Below are 16083 nucleotides of genomic sequence, written 5' to 3'. Positions count from 1 at the left end.
TGTTAACGACTATTACGAGGGGTTAAAACAACGCTTTAGAGCTAATTATTAAGCCGTTTACATCAGCATATGCCCAATCACCAGTATTAATTGTGGTGTTTAACATATTAACCGGGTGATCTTTAGCGCCTAAGCCGCGCTTAGTGGTGCAGCGCGGGGTTGCGCCTAGCGCCATTACAGGTAAATCAAGTGTGGCAAGAATTTCAATATCGCGACAGCAACCATTAATAACTATGCCGTGCCAGCCATTTTTTAGTGCGCGCTCTGCAATCATATCGCCAATAAAGGCAAAACGTTTACTGGCAAAACCATCAACAACCAATACTTTTCCCTCACCGTTTTCATGCAGTATGTTACCAGCAAACGAGTTGTCGTTAGGGCAGGTGACGGTCACTACTTGACCATAAAAGTAAGTTTTATTACCAAAGTGTTGCAAGCCACTGTCAGCAACTTGCACATGGTCGCGATGTTCATCGTATAAATCGGGCGTAGTAAACTGTGTCATTGAGGGCATCCTTGTTTTTTGGCAAAGCCATGTACGGCAAAGGCAAGTAAATTTAAAGTAGTAATAATGTTTATCGTAGGCTAATTAATCACTCAGGTGTAGCTATTGTTGCAAATTGGCTTATAGATTTTAGTCGCAATATAAGTACTTTTAGTGCTTTCCATCTGTTTCCATGAGTAACGAATGCTGTTAATTAGTTTTATTTTTTCGAATAAAATTGATTTTGTGAGCGCATTAGCCAAACGTCTCATTGTTGGCTACTTTTTCATATGCTACGTTCAATTGTTATTTAAAAAGTGGGGCGCAAAATAGCGTTCTATAAACACATACAAAAAGAGAAGCGTGCTTTATGATCATCTTTTTTATTTGCCTGACTATTTTAATATTAGGCTATAAGTTTTATAGCCCGTTTGTTGCAAAACAAGCGGGTTTAGATTCAACCGTAGACACTCCGCAAAAGCATTTTAGCGAAGGTGTTGACTATGTTGCTATTCACCCTGTTCGTGCATTTTTAATTCAGTTTTTGAATATTGCAGGAGTAGGCCCCATATTTGGTCCTATACTTGGCGCCTTGTATGGTCCAGTAGCGCTGGTTTGGATTGTACTTGGTAACGTTTTAGGTGGAGCTGTACACGACTTTTTCTCTGGCGTAATGAGTATTAAAGAAGACGGTAAAAGTTTACCTGAAATTGCAGGCCATTATTACAACGTAGTATTTAAAGGCTTTATGCTTATATTTACTGCTATGTTGTTATTTTTTGTTGGTGTAGTGTTTATTATGAGCCCAGCAGGATTATTGAGTAACTTAGATGCATTTGAAGGCACCATTTTTGCTAGTAATACATTTTGGGTTCTCGCTATTTTAGCTTACTACTTTTTAGCCACGTTATTACCAATCGATAAAATCATCACTAAGTTTTACCCTATTTTTGGCTTGTTAATGATTGTAATGACAGTTGCTATCGCAGTCTCACTGTTAATCAACGCACCCCATTTACCAGTAGCTGGCGACTTTTTAGCGTATTTTGAAGCCGATCATGCTCACGACTTTTTAGCCCCAAATCCTGATGGACTGCCTACTTGGCCGTTGCTATTTATCACCATTACTTGTGGTGCTATTAGTGGTTTTCACTCAACGCAAGCACCTATTATTGCTCGTTGTTTAACTAACGAAAAATATGTACGCCCGGTTTATTATGGAGCGATGATGTGCGAAGGTATTGTAGGTTGTGTTTGGGCGCTTGCTGGTATTGCTGCCTTCCCAGAAGGGTACGCTGGTTTAAAATCGATGCTTGATTTAGGCGGTCCAGGCTTAGTGGTTAACCATATTGCAAACAGCTACTTAGGTGTATTTGGTGGTATAATGGCTATTATTGCTGTTGCTGTTTTCCCTATCACCTCAGGTGATACGGCGTTCCGTTCACTGCGCTTAACGGTGGTTGATGCGTTTAGTATTCCGCAAAGTTTACGTAATCGTTTGTTGTTAGCACTGCCAATTTTAACCATTGCTTACTTTATGACTAAGCTCGACTTCTCTGTTATTTGGCGTTATTTTGCGTTTTCAAATATGCTGCTTTCTACCAGTGTGTTGTGGCTTGCGACCAAGTACCTATTTGACCGTGGTACATTCCATTGGATCACTAGTATACCCGCCGTGATCGCAACCGCAGTGACCTTATCTTACATTATGACTGCGGCAATTGGGTTAAACTTATCAAGTGACTTAGGTAAGCCTATTGGTGTAGTGGTAGCGGTAATAGGCTTTATTGCATTAGCTTTTGTGCACTCAAAACATAAAGTGCATCCAGCTTAAAACTACATAGTTATTAATGTAAAAAGCGAGCTTTATTGAAGCTCGCTTTTTTATATAAGCATTTAAAAAGTAGCTTGTTCGAAGTAGCTAATATCATCTAGGGTTTTACTAATAATCATTGCCCCTTCTAATAAGCTCACTGTTTGTATTGCCGCCCGAGCAGGATTAAGCTCTCCATTTATTTGATGTGCTTGAGTTAACCAGGCTAAGTTTTTATTAAAAAACCGCTGAACTTCAACGCGAACTTTATCGGGTAGGCTGTCGCTTTCTGCACCGAGTAAGCCACATAAACACATCTTTTTGTCTATCACGAGCGCATTTCTAAATAACTGAGTGTAAATATCGATGGGATTTTTACCGTTTGCTTTATGTGCATTCGGATCGCCAAGTACTGCAATAAAGGCATCGGTGTATTGATGCGCGAGTTCAGCGCCTAAATCAGCTTTGGTTGGAAAGTGATAATGTACACTGGCACTTTTTATACCTATTTCAGTAGCAAGTTCTCTAAAGCTAAAGTTGCTATAACCACCCAGTCGCACTTTATTTTCTGCGGCTTGTAGCAGGGCTGCTTTTTTACTCATTTTGATATTTCCTTGCTGTTATCTGAAAAAATTATCAACCAGTAGGTAGTTATTTTCAAGCTCTTTTATTTTTAGTTTGCAAACACTAAGCGCTTGCTATAAATTACCTATCAGTAGGTAGGTTTGGTTTGCTAATATTAACTTAGGGTCTGTCGACCTTTCAAGGTTAAATTTGCAGCAGTCTGTTTGGCATTTAGGCAAGGCAGTGCCTATGTGGTGTGGTTGTTCCCCATAAATAGGCGATAACGCAGCATCAATACCAAACAGGCGCTGCCCGAAGGGTTCTGCCTAAGGGCGATTTACTCTTTGTTGCTCGGTTTTTACTTAGCCCACTAGGTTACAAATCTCGCGCCGCGATTAAACCGCCCCTAGTTTGAACAAATTATAATCCGCAAAGGTCAACAGACCCTAGGTTGTTGTTAAAAATATAAGAGATAATTATGAAAATTTATGACGTAGAAAATTTCCCTAACCCGTTACGGGTTCGTATTGCACTTGCTGAAAAAAATGCGACTGATAAAGTAGAGTTTGTTGCTGTTGATTTATTAAATGGGGAGCACCGCAGTGAGGCTTTCTTGGCAAAGAATCCGTTGGCAGGTGTACCTGTACTAGAGCTTGATGATGGTACTTTTATTGCCGAGTGCACTGCAATTACACAATACATTGATACCGCTTTTGCAGGCCCTTCATTAACTGGTGTTGAGGCAAAAGAACGCGCAGTAATTAATATGATGCAAAAACGTGCTGAGTCGATGGTACTTGATGCAATTGCCACTTACTTTCATCATGCTACTGATGGATTAGGACCTAAACTTGAAACCTATCAAAATGTTGCATGGGGTGAAAAGCAAGCTGAAAAAGCACAGCAAGGCTTGGTTTATTTTAATAGCGTATTAGCAAACTCAACTTATGTGGCAGGTGAACAATTTAGTTTTGCAGATATTACCTTATACGCAGGACTTGTGTTTGCAGGCTTTGCACAAATTGCTATTCCTACTGAACTCACGCACTTAATTGCATGGCAACAAAAGGTCGCTCAGCGTCAAAGTATTGCTGCTATAAATTAATAATTTGGAGCCAACTATGAAAATTGCTGCCGACTTTAGTCAACGTGTCGTAGTACATAGCGAGTCACTTGAATGGATAGCTTCGCCCATGCTGGGTGTTGATAGACGTCCACTTGACAGAGTGGGTGAGGAAATTGCTCGAGCCACTAGTATTGTACGCTATGCGCCAAACAGCCACTTTAGCCCACATACTCATACTGGGGGCGAGGAGTTTTTAGTGCTCGATGGGGTATTTCAAGATGAGCATGGCGATTTCCCAAAAGGTACCTATATTCGTAATCCTCCGCAATCAAAACATACCCCAGGCTCAAAAGATGGTTGCATTATATTTGTAAAACTGTGGCAGTTTCAGCCAGAAGATCGCCAGCATGTTCGTATTCTCACACAGCATATGCAAGGGCAGAAAACCCCCGATTTTAATGACCTAAATGCCATTTTGTTATATCAAGATACGTATGAAACAGTGAGTATTGTACAGTTTAATGCTAATCAATCTTTAACGCTCACGGTAAGTGGTGGTGCTGAGTTGTTGGTTTTGGATGGCACTTTACAAGAGCATAACGACACACTTGAAAAACACAGTTGGCTTAGAGTGCCTGTTAATAGTGAAATTAACGCCACAGCGGGTAACAATGGCGCAAGAGTATGGATAAAAACCGGCTATTTAAACGATGTAAAAAACCAAGTTAATCGGTTAAAGAAACATAATTAGCTCAAAGGATAAATCGGCATTAACTGGCTGTTTTTTGACCTGCTTCATATGATAATTTTTAACTGTTGCCTATAATCAAAGCTCTTTTCATTCAAGGGTTGAGTTATGGTTAATTTAACACATGGTTTATCGATTGGTATTGAGCGCTCAGGCTGTGAGTTTTTCTTAACACTTAAGGCAATTGGTACCTTAACTCACAAAGATTATGAAGTGATCACCCCAATGATCGATTCAGCGCTAGGCGAAGTTAAGCATCCTATTGTTAACGTATTGATAGATGGCACTGAGTTAGATGGTTGGGAGCTTCGTGCTGCTTGGGACGATTTAAAGCTTGGCTTGAAACACAACAAAGAATTTAAAAAAATAGCGATTTACGGTAACAAAGAGTGGCAATCAACCATAGCTAAGTTAGGCAGTTGGTTTATGTCGGGTGAAATACAATACTTTGAAAATGCTACTGCCGCTTTAGAATGGCTAAAAACCAATAATTTAGACGCTTAGCAAAAAAGGCCAACAGTGGCCTTTTTTGTAAGTATCTTGGTTTATTGCGAAAGTGTTTGCTGCGTGGGAAGCGCAGGAAAAGCGCCTTTAGATAAGCAAGCTTTTGAGCCACAGCGAAGACCAAAGTGAAGCGCTTTTTTTACTATTGACTCATCATTTAGCTTATCAGTAAGTGGCACTGCATTATCGCTATGGTTTAAGTAGTATAGTACGCCAGCAATAAAAGCATCACCAGCGCTGGTGGTATCTACAGCGGTAATTGTTGGGGCTGCTTCACTGAGAGTAAAAGCGCTATGGTAAACAGTCGCTGGTGCCGGACCATCGGTTAAAAACACCAGCTTGACGCCTAAATCAAGCAGTGATTGTAAGTAGGCATCAGCTGATTGTTGGCGTTGTGTTGCTAAAAAATTTAACTCATCACGTGAGAGCTTAACAATATCGCAATACGCGTAGCATGCATGCACGTTTTGCTCAATGTCATTGCTATTTTGCCATAAACTGTAGCGTAAATTTACATCAAAGCTAACGATTTTTTGGTTGTTTTTAGCTTGCTTTAAAGCACACACAGTGGTTTTTGCTATAGCTGTATTGGTTAAGGTGTTTGAACAAAAGTGTAGGGTACTCAATTCATCCCAATTAATAAGCTTTAAGTGCTCACTCGTTAACAGTAAATCGGCTGTTTGATGACGATAAAAGTTAAAGCTGCGTTCGCCGTTTTCATCTAAGCTGACAATAACCATAGCTGTTTGCGCGCCTTCTATGGTAAATAAATACTCAGTATCTACGTTATATTGCTCAAGCGCATTAGTTAATTGTTTAGCAAAATAGTCATCTCCCATACCGCCACAAAACGCAGCTTTGCCGCCGAGCTTTGCGTAACCTACTGCCACATTAGCTGGAGCACCTCCTGGAATGGGCAAATAAGCACTGTTTTGAGAGTCTTGAGGCAGCATATCAATAAGCAGTTCACCAAGGCTAAGTAATTTGGTCATAGTGTAAATCCTAAAAAACCTAGCATGGCTAGGTCAAAATTCAAGGGAGAATTATTAAAACTAGTGTAACAATCGCTGAACAAACATAGCTTCAGCAATTGTTACACTAAAGTTGGTTAGTTAAACGCGTATTTAAACGTCAATGACGTTGTACGGCCATTAATAGCACGTGCGCGTATAATGTTGTTATCAGGTATTGAGCCTTCTTCTGCTTCAGTAATACCTACCGTATCGAATAGGTTATTTACGTTTAACGCAATATTAAGGTTTTCTGATAAATCGTAGCTTACAAAGCCATTTACTTGAGTGTAACCATCAAACTTAAGATCGTTATTATCTTGAGCATAGGCATCGGTAGTACCAATAAAGCTTAGGCCTGCAGAGCCTTTTTCATAAGTGTAACGTGCCATTAATGAGTAAATTAAATCAGCTTGGCGACGAGGCGTATTACCAACCACTTCTGGGGTAAGTGCATCTTTTGCAATCTCAGCGTCTGTCCACGTTAAATTACCACGAAAATCCCATGCATCAATAAAGTAGGTTGATTCAACCTCAATTCCTTTTGCTTCATATTCGCGGTCAAAAAAGGTTTGTGATGTCGCTTCAAAGTTTTGCTCTTCAGTTTGTGCATAAAATGCCGTGGCAAAAACTGACAGTGAATCAAAGCGCTTTTTAATACCAAACTCATACTGGTTTACTTCATCAACGGCATCTTCATCGGCTACTGAGCCATCGGCGCGAACTTTACCAAATAAAAGTCGGTCAGCATTGGCGCGACCGCCTTTGCTCAATCGTGCAAACGTTGCAAGGCTTGAGTCAATTTGGTAATTGGCACCAATTGAATATGATGCGTAATCCCAGTCGTAATTAACAGGGCTGGCATTTGCAAGGTCAATACCTGCAACATTTTGTTCAGGAACAGAAATCACACCGTCGCGATTCATATCAACGGTTGAGGTAACCGCGCCTGCATAGTTACCACGCGCTTCACCGCTGTCATAACGGGCACTAGCATCAATACTTACGTCACCCACCTTAGTTGAAAATGCAATATAGGGTGCACGAGTGTCGTATTCTGTGTCGTAATCGCGTTGGCAACAGTTACCCCAAAAAGGCGTGCCATAAGCGTATAAGCCATTTTCAGAGAATTCAGTCCCATCGGCGGCTGTTACATTTAACAGCGCTGCGTTATCACCTTTGAGCTCCATTAGGTAGGAATTCCATAACCACGACATGGCAATATTTTGGGTTGACGCATAATAGCCAAAAGTAACGCTAGTATCATCGCTTAGCGATTTAGTCAGTTTGAAGTCGTTAACAATTGAGTCAAAGTCGTTCATAGTTACATCAAACGTATGAATACGCATTGCTAAATCATCGTTAAATGCAGCACCTGTGGTCGCATTACTAAGCGTTGCACCCACACCACCAATACTTTGCGCTATAGCTGATGCATCGCCAACTTCAGCGGGGATCAACGAATTAAAATTACCGCTTACAGATGATTTACGAAAACGGTTTTCAATACGCCAATCGTTGTCTAAATCAAATACAGCCTCAAAACCAATTGAGTCAACTTGCGGATTCATACCATCGCGAATATCGCCGTTACTTATTTGATTTTCGCCGTTTAAGCGCACTGTTTTAGTAAATAATGCTGAATGCGGGGTATCTGATTGTGCGTCAAACCCAGGAATTGAGTCTCCATTTGCATACATTGGCATAGGTAAGTAGCCAACACTTTTATCATCTAAATGTTTGTAATAAAGACGCACGTATCCATTTTCAAAATCTTTGGTCAGGTTGGCTTTAATTTGCCCACCTTTATTTGATGTGTAACCTGTTTCACGTGGGCCTTCACCTTGACGTACAAAACCACCAACATGAAAGCGTACAGTGTCATTTAAATATGTGCCATATTCAAAGTCAGTTCGAATAGTATCGTAATCTAGGCCAAGTGTAGTTGATACGCTGCCCGATTCGTTTTCGCCATTTTTTGAAATGAAATTAATTATGCCACCCGGTGCATTACTTGCTGCGGTAGAGGCTGAGCCACCGCGAATAGATTCAATGGTTTGCACTGTGTTATCTAAGCGCATAAAAATGTCAGCGTTACCAAATGCAATATCGCCATATTGTAAAACAGGTAAGCCATCTTCTTGAAGCTGTAAAAATTTAGCACCACCAGAGGCAACCGGTAAACCACGTACTGCAATGTTGGCATTACCTTCACCGCCGGTTGATTCTGAGCGCACCCCAGGAATGATTCTAAATGCCTCTGCGGTAGAGCGAGGCGTAGACACCTCAACTTGCTCAAGTGAAACACTGCTCACAGAAGAACTTGACGCCATTATTGTTGTACGGCGGGGAACACCGGTAACAACAATTGTTTCTAGCCCTTTGTTAGCTTGCGCTTGTGTATTTTGCTCTTGTTTTTGTGCATTAACGCCTTGGCTAACGGCGAGCGCTAAAGCACTGATCAAATATAAAGGTGTGTTGTGTGTTGTCATGTGAACGCCTCGTTTTAAACCCAAAGGGAAGTTGTTATTTTTACTTAATCGATTAAGTAAAAATAACAAAGTTTTTACAATAAGCAAATTATTTTGTTAATTATTTGCTGTTTTTTTATTCAAACATTGATTTTTAAAATGTTTTTATAGCATTAAAGTTGTTTATTTACTCAGCGACTAGGTTGTTTTGCTCTAATGCAGTTGCTGATGGGTCACGAATATAATTAAACAGCATAGCTAAAAATAATATAACTGCAAAACCCGTGGCTAAATAAAATCCGTAGCGCACGTGTCCAAAGTAATCACTGATCATACCCATAAATAAAGGTGCTAAAGCGGCTGACAGTGCGGTAAAAAATAATATAACACCGGCTACTGCGCCGTGTTGATGAACAGGAAAACACGATATTCCCTTAGAATTTAAAGTAGGGTAAACCATCGACATAAATAAACCTGAAAGAGGTAATAAAGCCACAGCCCAATCAACGCCGCCATATAGAGTGCCAACGTAACACAGCGCAATGCCAAAGCTTAAGTAAGCCATAACTCCTTGCCAACTAAACCTATTCAGTAACCATACCGCAATAAAACGCCCTGCAGCACGTAACACAAAAAAGATTGTGAGTGCGTAAGTGGCCAGCAGCGGCCATGAGCCAGTGTAATCTTTTAGTAGAGTAGGCATCCACACGTATATGGCAACTTCGGTGGCAACATATAAAGCAATTGCAAGTGAAAAACCCAGTGCATAAGGGTTTTTAACCATTTTCATAGTCGTTTTTAGTGAGGCTGGCTTATCTGTATTTTTTACCACAGCAGGGTAATCGGCACGCCAAGCAAGCAATGCCAAAATCAAACACATAATGCCAGCAATGATGTAAAGGTAAGTCCAACTTACATTTTGAACCAGCAGCACGCCAACTAAAGCAGGGCCAACAATGGCACCAATGCCAAAAAAGCCTTCTACTTTATTCATGGTTTTGGTGTGCTCTTCGTTGCTATTAGAAATATCACCTAAAAGCGCCAATGCACCGGTTTTAAATAAACCAATGGCGAGGCCAATACAGCACAGTAAAAAAACAAAAAATATAAAGCTGCTACTAATCGCAAACAAAAAACAACTTGCAGAGAATATTAATAATCCAAGCATAATCGTTTTTTTACGGCCAAGACTATCGGCTAAAAAGCCTAGAAATAATCCACTTATTGCAATCATGGCCATAGGCGCATAATGAAACGCACTGGCTTGGGTCATACTTAAACCAAAATCGCTTATGAGTTCGGGAATGATCATGCCAACGGCGTCAGAGGTCATGGCAAACATAAAAAACATCATGTATGTGAGCCAACGAATTTGTTGCAACGGATCGCTGCTTACGTGTGTGTGTGATTTTGTCATTTGCTTTTCCTCGTTAAATGCTTGGTAACACACATTAAGTTGTCAGTAACTTATTGTAGTATTAATCGAGCCACGATATTTGTATGTAAAATATTTAAAAATTACTTGTAAATTCTTACTTGCTAGTTAAAGATATATCTTAATCGATTAAGTTTCAACTTGGTAATCACACATGATGAAGAATAAAGTTCAATTGATCACATATGCTGATCGAATCACCGGTAAAGATATAAACGCATTAACAGCACTTCTAAAGGGTCCACTTAAAGACGTTTTTGCAGGGGTACACTTATTACCATTTTATAACCCAATAGATGGTAGCGATGCAGGTTTTGACCCAATTGATCACAGTGAAGTTGATGCCCGAATAGGAACTTGGTCAGATATTCAAGCACTTGGAAAAGACCATGATTTAATGGCCGACTTAATAGTAAACCATGTATCGGCGCAATCGTTTCAATTTCAGGATGTGCTGGCCAAAGGCAAAGCCTCTGAATTTTGGGATTTATTTTTAACTAAAGAAGACGTATTCCCTAATGGCATGAGCAACCAAGAACAACAAGCCATTTACCGTCCACGGCCTGGAAGCTGTTTTACACCAATGAAATGCGGTGATGGTCAAACGTATGATTTTTGGACCACCTTTACCGACAACCAAATTGATATAAATGTAAAAGTAGAAGCGGGCATTGCCTATTTAAATAACGTACTTACTAAATTTTCTGCTAACAACGTAAACATTATTCGTTTAGATGCAGCGGGTTACGCCATTAAGCAAGCAGGTACTAACTGTTTTATGCTCGATGAAACATTTGCCTATTTAGATAAACTCTCAAAGCAGGCAAATGATTTAGGCATGGAAACCATTGCTGAAATTCATAGCCATTATCAAACTCAAGTTGACGTGGCTAAGCGCGTAAACATGGTATACGACTTTGCTTTACCCCCGCTTATTTTACACAGCTTATTTAATAATGATGTAGACGCACTGCTTAAGTGGTTACAAATTTCACCGCGCAACTGTTTAACGGTGCTAGACACCCATGATGGTATTGGCATTATTGACGCGGGTCCAATGGGCGATAAACCAGGGCTGTTAAACGCATCTCAAATAGATAATTTAGTAGAAACCATGCATGCCAACAGCAATAACCAGAGCCGTAAAGCAACAGGTGCAGCTGCAAGTAATGTCGACCTATATCAAGTTAACTGTACGTATTACGATGCACTGGGCGCAAATGATTTTGATTACTTATTATCTCGCGCCATTCAATTTTTTGCACCGGGTGTACCACAAGTATATTACGGTGGTTTATTTGCTTGTAAAAATGATATGGAGCTTCTGGCGAAAACGAACGTTGGTCGTGATATTAATCGCCCTTATCTAGATGCCGCTAAAATAGATGAAGCGCTAAATAAGCCGGTAGTAAAAGGATTAATAGCATTAATTAAAATACGTAATGAGCATCCTGCATTTGCTGGTGAATTTACTGCTCAAGGTGGCGCAAGTGTATGTTGTTTAATGTGGAAGCTTGAGCAACAATCAATTTCTTTGAGTATTGATTTTGCTAGTCGTACTGCACTTATTACGCAGGTTAATGGTTCTCAAGAAAACACTTTAAACTTACAAAGTTTATTAGTTTAAATAGCTTTATTTGTTGAAAACCAAAAAGCCAAGCAACTTAAGCTTGGCTTTTTTATCTGCGCTACTAACAGCGCTCAGCTACTTGCACCAATATTTAGTGCGTAACCTACTTCGTGTTGTTTTTCTTCTTTAGAAATAAATAAGTTAGCAGCTATTACACCTTTTTCTTGGCTATTTTGATGAATAGTCGTAAGGCGAGGCACAAAACGGGCTGCTTCTTCTATGCCATCAAATCCAACAATACGTAGCTCACTCCCTATTTTTATCCCTTGTTTTATTGCTTCTCGCATGGTGGCGAGGGCAATTAAATCACTCATACATATGATCACATCAGGGCGTGGTGAGGCGTTTAATACTTCTTTTGCAGCTATGCTGGCAAAACGCTCGCTACTTTCAGGAATATTCCAAATGCGGTCGTCGGCTACCGTTACATTCGCTTTATTTAACGCACGCTGATAACCTCGTAAGCGTTGGTGAGAAATAGATTGACCCGTTTCAAACTCATGATGTTCGTAAACTCGGCACAATACATTTTCATCGAGTAATCTCAAGCCTAATATTGCCACGTTATCAGTTGCACTGTGCAAAACATGTTTGGCTATTTCGTAACTGGCTTGTTCGTTATTTATATTAATTGATGCGTTGCGGGCAATATCAAAATCCACAGTAACCACATGTTTTTGTACTGTTTTTAGTTGCTCTACCAGTGCTTTGTTTCGCGGGCGCCCATAACAAATAAACCCATCAACAAAATCAACAACGTTATTAAGGTTTTCGTTATTGCCTGAAAACAATAAAACATTAATGCCGTTTTTTTCAAGCACTGAGGTTACACCACGCATAAAGCTACTGGCGACAGGGTCTGACACCATATATTCCACGCTATCTGGTAGCACTAAAGCAACAATATTAAACGTGCCACTTCGCAGAGATTGCGCCGCTTTATTAGGGCCATAATAACCGAGCTCTTTGCAAGCTTTAAGTATGGCTTCGCGTCGTTTAGCCGAGAGTTGATCAGGGCGATTAAACGCATTTGAAACCGTAGCATTAGACACACCTAACTCTTTGGCAATACTTTTTAATGTCCAACGGTTTTTTGTATTCATATAACCTACTCAAGGGAGGATGCTGGTTGAAAGAGTAAATTACCATATCTGGCTTTAAATCAAAGTGCTAATTATTTAAAAGAGTCGTTGTAAGACGCTCTTTTAAATATTGCGAGAGTTTAGTGTACCAAACTGACCCACCCCTATGGGGTAACCTTTGAGGGAGTGATATTCAGCTTCACTAAATTAAATAGAGTTTGAAGTAAGTAAAAATCAATACAAAAGAATTGGTTGAAACCGTTTTCTCAAAACTAATATATCAATATTCGTTAATGTTATATAAAATATATTGTATACAATGATAATGAGGTGTTACAAATTGTATCTCAATAACCAGTTCTGGATTAAGAACATACTAATCATCGAAGGTATAATATGAAAATTAACACACTGATTTTGACGTTACCGATATTAGGTATGAGTTCAATGGCATTGGCTGACAAGGTGGAGGAGCGAACATTTATACCTCAGACAGCCGTTGTAGAGCGTTTACATCATCATGGCGTTGAACAAAATCATAATGAAAAAGCACCGATTGCAAAAATGCAAAGCCAGCAAAAACTTTTTAATGCGCGTGTGATGACGATGCAAGCAGTCGCCGTTACGTGTGATTTGAATGCATTAGCAAACGCGAGCACATCAAGTATTATTACAGAAATTCAAAACCAAGGTACACAATGTATTAATGAGTTGTTTAGTGCCTCTGCTTTAACACAAAGTCAGGTGTTTACGTCTGATAAAATGTTTGCTGTTGCAAATCATGCTAAGGCACTTTCACTGACTTATGCTGGCGGCGGAAATGTAGAGTTGGAAGCGTTATTTTTATACCTACGAACTGGTTTTTACGCTGAGTTTTATAACGACAATGTTAGTTTTGCAACGTGGGTCACCACCGCAGTTGTGGGGGCGGTTGATGCATTTGTTGCCAATAGTCATTTTTACGACGATAACGACGGTCATGCTAAAACGTTAAACGAAGTAATCATCACAATGGACAGCTCAGAGCAACAGCATCGTTACCTTGAAGTGGTAAAACAATGGTTGAGCCGTTTTAATGAAAGCTACGGCGCTAAGTGGAATGTACGAAGTGCAGTGAATGGTATTTTTACCTTGTTATATCGTGGTCAATGGAATGATGAATTTGTTACGGCAGTGGGCAAAGACACTGATTTAGTAACAAGGCTCAGTGCGTTTACTCAAAAACAATGGATGATTGGATCAGACGCACAGTACCTTATTGTTAATGCAGCAAGTGAACTTGCTCGGTTAAAGCAATACTCAGATACACCGATTCAAAGTGCTGTAGATACTGGTCTAAATGCTATTTTTTCAACGTATACTAGCTTTGGTTATGGTGATGCGGTTTGGCTTGCGGCAGCTGACTCGGTTAGTTATTACGCAGATTGTAATGATTATGGTATTTGTGGGTTTGTAGATAACCTGATAGGTCAAGCACTGCCACAAAGCTATAGTTGCAGTAGCACGATTAAAATTCGTTCGCAAAATATGACTGTTGCGCAACATGCCGCCGCGTGTGATGCAATGGGTGCTGAGGAAGGGCTATTCCATACTAAACTTGCCACTAATAACACCCCCGTAGCTGATGATAATAATAGCTTTTTACAAGTGAATATTTTCGATAGTAGCGACGATTACGGTAAATATGCGGGGGTCATTTTTGGTATTAATACCAATAATGGTGGCATGTATTTAGAAGGTGATCCATCCGTTGTTGGCAACCAAGCAAACTTTATTGCTTATGAAGCAAATTATGCAAATGCAGAGCATTTCGTTTGGAATTTAGAGCACGAATATGTGCACTATCTCGATGGGCGATTTGATCTGTATGGCGACTTTAACTCTCCTACAGAAGATGTTGTTTGGTGGTCGGAAGGGGTTGCTGAATACATTGCTAATTTAAATGATAATGACGCAGCAAAAGAAACCATTAGTGATGGCTCACGTTTTACCCTAGCACAAATCTTTTCCACTACTTATGATGGTTTTGATCAAGACCGAATCTATCGTTGGGGTTACCTAGCTGTTAGGTTTATGTTTGAACGCCATTATGATGAAATTAATACTATGCTTGCCCATACCAGAGTGGGTGATTGGATTGCCTACAAAGCAAAAACAGAACAGTGGAAAAGTAGTTACGAAAGTGAATTTGTACAATGGTGCGATGATTTAGTTGCTGGCGCGCCTTCAAATATTCCGCCGACAGTTCAAATCAACGGCCCATATTATGGCGTGCAAAATAATGACGTCAGTTTTACCAGCAATGGCAGTATTGATAGCGATGGCTCAATTGTAAGTTATCAATGGAACTTTGGTGATGGCAGTAGCTCGAATCAGGCTAATCCACTTCACAGGTATATCAGTGAAGGGGAGTACAACGTAAGTTTGATAGTTACTGACAATCAAGGAGCAAGTCAATCAGCTATCACGACAGCGACCATCGAAAAAGATAGTAGTGTCGGTGATAACATATTGCAAAATAATCAAACAGTTCAGACTAACGGCGCGCAAAATGAGCAGCAATACTTTACTTTTGCCGTTCCGCAAGGTGCCAGTGAACTAGTATTTACAATTACTGGAGGAGAAGGAGATGCTGACCTGTATGTAAGCTATGAAGCGGCACCAACAGAGACCGTTTACGATTGTCGTCCTTATATTGGTGGTAACGAAGAGCAGTGCGCCATTGACCCAGTACAAGTTGGTACTTATCAGGTTATGTTATATGGATATAATGCATTTGAAAATGTGCAATTAACAGCGTCTTATATGCCAGCCACTTCCAATGTGCCCGATGTATGTGCCACACAAGGCAGTCGTAGCAACGGTCGTTTAAATGATGGCGAAGCGGTTTGTTTAGGTAACAGCGGTCCGATGTGGTTTAGTCTTGCTGATGTGCAAAGTCAAAGTGGGATTACAATCACCACGGCCAATGGCAGTGGCGATATAAGCCTTAGCTATGCCGAGAGCTCGTGGCCTAATGGCAATAACGAATTGGCTGAGTCAAATAATAGTGGTAACGACGAGTGTATTTATATTGCTAATTCAAGCCAATATTGGGGTTACTTAAAGGTATCAGGCTCAAGTAATGGTGTTAGTTTAGTCGTTGACTATAACAGTAGTGGATGTCGTTAATTACTCGCCCTATTAATGATTACTTTTATTGGAAAAGTTTATTCACACTATCTATGGAATAACACTTAAACTGAAAAATGCCGATCAGCTTGCTCACTGGTCGGC

Annotated in this window: 12 protein-coding genes; 6 read left to right on the top strand and 6 right to left on the bottom strand. The window is 40.1% G+C overall.

The genetic code is table 11. The annotated features are described in order from the left end of the window. Positions 1 to 22 precede the first annotated feature (22 nt). A complete protein-coding gene (locus tag FLM47_RS15865; protein ID WP_178956923.1) occupies positions 23 to 505 on the bottom strand; it encodes a putative 4-hydroxy-4-methyl-2-oxoglutarate aldolase in 483 nt (160 codons plus the stop codon). Between the two features lie 349 nt (positions 506 to 854). On the opposite strand from FLM47_RS15865, the gene FLM47_RS15860 reads away from it, so the two are divergent. Beyond that, positions 855 to 2318: a carbon starvation protein A gene (locus FLM47_RS15860; RefSeq protein WP_178956922.1), complete on the top strand. Its 1464-nt coding sequence runs from the start codon at positions 855 to 857 to the stop codon at positions 2316 to 2318. A 62-nt stretch (positions 2319 to 2380) separates the two neighbouring features. Here FLM47_RS15860 and FLM47_RS15855 read toward each other — a convergent pair whose 3' ends face one another. Further along, positions 2381 to 2899: a TetR/AcrR family transcriptional regulator gene (locus FLM47_RS15855; protein WP_054201362.1), complete on the bottom strand. Its 519-nt coding sequence runs from the start codon at positions 2897 to 2899 to the stop codon at positions 2381 to 2383. Between the two features lie 440 nt (positions 2900 to 3339). On the opposite strand from FLM47_RS15855, the gene FLM47_RS15850 reads away from it, so the two are divergent. The 3 genes from FLM47_RS15850 (at position 3340) to FLM47_RS15840 (ending at position 5179) form a co-directional block, all read left to right on the top strand. Continuing rightward, entirely contained in the window at positions 3340 to 3966 is a 627-nt protein-coding gene (locus FLM47_RS15850) for a glutathione S-transferase family protein (RefSeq protein ID WP_178956921.1), read from the top strand. Between the two features lie 16 nt (positions 3967 to 3982). Continuing rightward, positions 3983 to 4678 carry a cupin domain-containing protein gene (locus FLM47_RS15845; protein WP_178956920.1) on the top strand — a complete coding sequence of 232 codons (696 nt, stop codon included), beginning with the start codon at positions 3983 to 3985 and terminating at the stop codon, positions 4676 to 4678. 105 nt (positions 4679 to 4783) lie between these two features. After that, complete coding sequence (locus FLM47_RS15840; protein WP_178956919.1) at positions 4784 to 5179, top strand: STAS/SEC14 domain-containing protein; 396 nt, start codon at positions 4784 to 4786, stop codon at positions 5177 to 5179. Between the two features lie 41 nt (positions 5180 to 5220). On the opposite strand, the gene FLM47_RS15835 is transcribed toward FLM47_RS15840, so the two are convergent. The 3 genes from FLM47_RS15835 to FLM47_RS15825 form a co-directional block, all read right to left on the bottom strand. Then, on the bottom strand, positions 5221 to 6171 hold the full coding sequence (locus tag FLM47_RS15835) for a carbohydrate kinase (protein ID WP_178956918.1): 951 nt from the start codon (positions 6169 to 6171) through the stop codon (positions 5221 to 5223). A gap of 116 nt (positions 6172 to 6287) precedes the next feature. After that, positions 6288 to 8681: a TonB-dependent receptor gene (locus tag FLM47_RS15830; protein WP_178956917.1), complete on the bottom strand. Its 2394-nt coding sequence runs from the start codon at positions 8679 to 8681 to the stop codon at positions 6288 to 6290. Between the two features lie 166 nt (positions 8682 to 8847). Continuing rightward, positions 8848 to 10077: a sugar MFS transporter gene (locus FLM47_RS15825; RefSeq protein WP_138569896.1), complete on the bottom strand. Its 1230-nt coding sequence runs from the start codon at positions 10075 to 10077 to the stop codon at positions 8848 to 8850. Positions 10078 to 10249: 172 nt separating this feature from the next. On the opposite strand from FLM47_RS15825, the gene gtfA reads away from it, so the two are divergent. Then, a complete protein-coding gene (gene gtfA, locus FLM47_RS15820) occupies positions 10250 to 11722 on the top strand; it encodes a sucrose phosphorylase (RefSeq protein WP_178956916.1) in 1473 nt (490 codons plus the stop codon). A gap of 74 nt (positions 11723 to 11796) precedes the next feature. On the opposite strand, the gene FLM47_RS15815 is transcribed toward gtfA, so the two are convergent. After that, positions 11797 to 12828: a LacI family DNA-binding transcriptional regulator gene (locus FLM47_RS15815; protein ID WP_178956915.1), complete on the bottom strand. Its 1032-nt coding sequence runs from the start codon at positions 12826 to 12828 to the stop codon at positions 11797 to 11799. A gap of 375 nt (positions 12829 to 13203) precedes the next feature. On the opposite strand from FLM47_RS15815, the gene FLM47_RS15810 reads away from it, so the two are divergent. Beyond that, a complete protein-coding gene (locus FLM47_RS15810) occupies positions 13204 to 15978 on the top strand; it encodes a collagenase (protein ID WP_178956914.1) in 2775 nt (924 codons plus the stop codon). The last annotated feature ends 105 nt before the right edge of the window (positions 15979 to 16083 follow it).

Origin of the sequence: Pseudoalteromonas sp. Scap06, assembly GCF_013394165.1 — a bacterium.
Classification (GTDB): domain Bacteria; phylum Pseudomonadota; class Gammaproteobacteria; order Enterobacterales; family Alteromonadaceae; genus Pseudoalteromonas.
This window is presented reverse-complemented; position numbering and strand designations above follow the sequence as displayed.

What these genes read in the sequence shown, in the direction of transcription:
- FLM47_RS15865 (WP_178956923.1), bottom strand. Translation starts at nt 505, where the DNA reads ATGACACAGTTTACTACGCCCGATTTATACGATGAACATCGCGACCAT.
- FLM47_RS15860 (WP_178956922.1), top strand. Translation starts at nt 855, where the DNA reads ATGATCATCTTTTTTATTTGCCTGACTATTTTAATATTAGGCTATAAG.
- FLM47_RS15855 (WP_054201362.1), bottom strand. Translation starts at nt 2,899, where the DNA reads ATGAGTAAAAAAGCAGCCCTGCTACAAGCCGCAGAAAATAAAGTGCGA.
- FLM47_RS15850 (WP_178956921.1), top strand. Translation starts at nt 3,340, where the DNA reads ATGAAAATTTATGACGTAGAAAATTTCCCTAACCCGTTACGGGTTCGT.
- FLM47_RS15845 (WP_178956920.1), top strand. Translation starts at nt 3,983, where the DNA reads ATGAAAATTGCTGCCGACTTTAGTCAACGTGTCGTAGTACATAGCGAG.
- FLM47_RS15840 (WP_178956919.1), top strand. Translation starts at nt 4,784, where the DNA reads ATGGTTAATTTAACACATGGTTTATCGATTGGTATTGAGCGCTCAGGC.
- FLM47_RS15835 (WP_178956918.1), bottom strand. Translation starts at nt 6,171, where the DNA reads ATGACCAAATTACTTAGCCTTGGTGAACTGCTTATTGATATGCTGCCT.
- FLM47_RS15830 (WP_178956917.1), bottom strand. Translation starts at nt 8,681, where the DNA reads ATGACAACACACAACACACCTTTATATTTGATCAGTGCTTTAGCGCTC.
- FLM47_RS15825 (WP_138569896.1), bottom strand. Translation starts at nt 10,077, where the DNA reads ATGACAAAATCACACACACACGTAAGCAGCGATCCGTTGCAACAAATT.
- gtfA (WP_178956916.1), top strand. Translation starts at nt 10,250, where the DNA reads ATGATGAAGAATAAAGTTCAATTGATCACATATGCTGATCGAATCACC.
- FLM47_RS15815 (WP_178956915.1), bottom strand. Translation starts at nt 12,828, where the DNA reads ATGAATACAAAAAACCGTTGGACATTAAAAAGTATTGCCAAAGAGTTA.
- FLM47_RS15810 (WP_178956914.1), top strand. Translation starts at nt 13,204, where the DNA reads ATGAAAATTAACACACTGATTTTGACGTTACCGATATTAGGTATGAGT.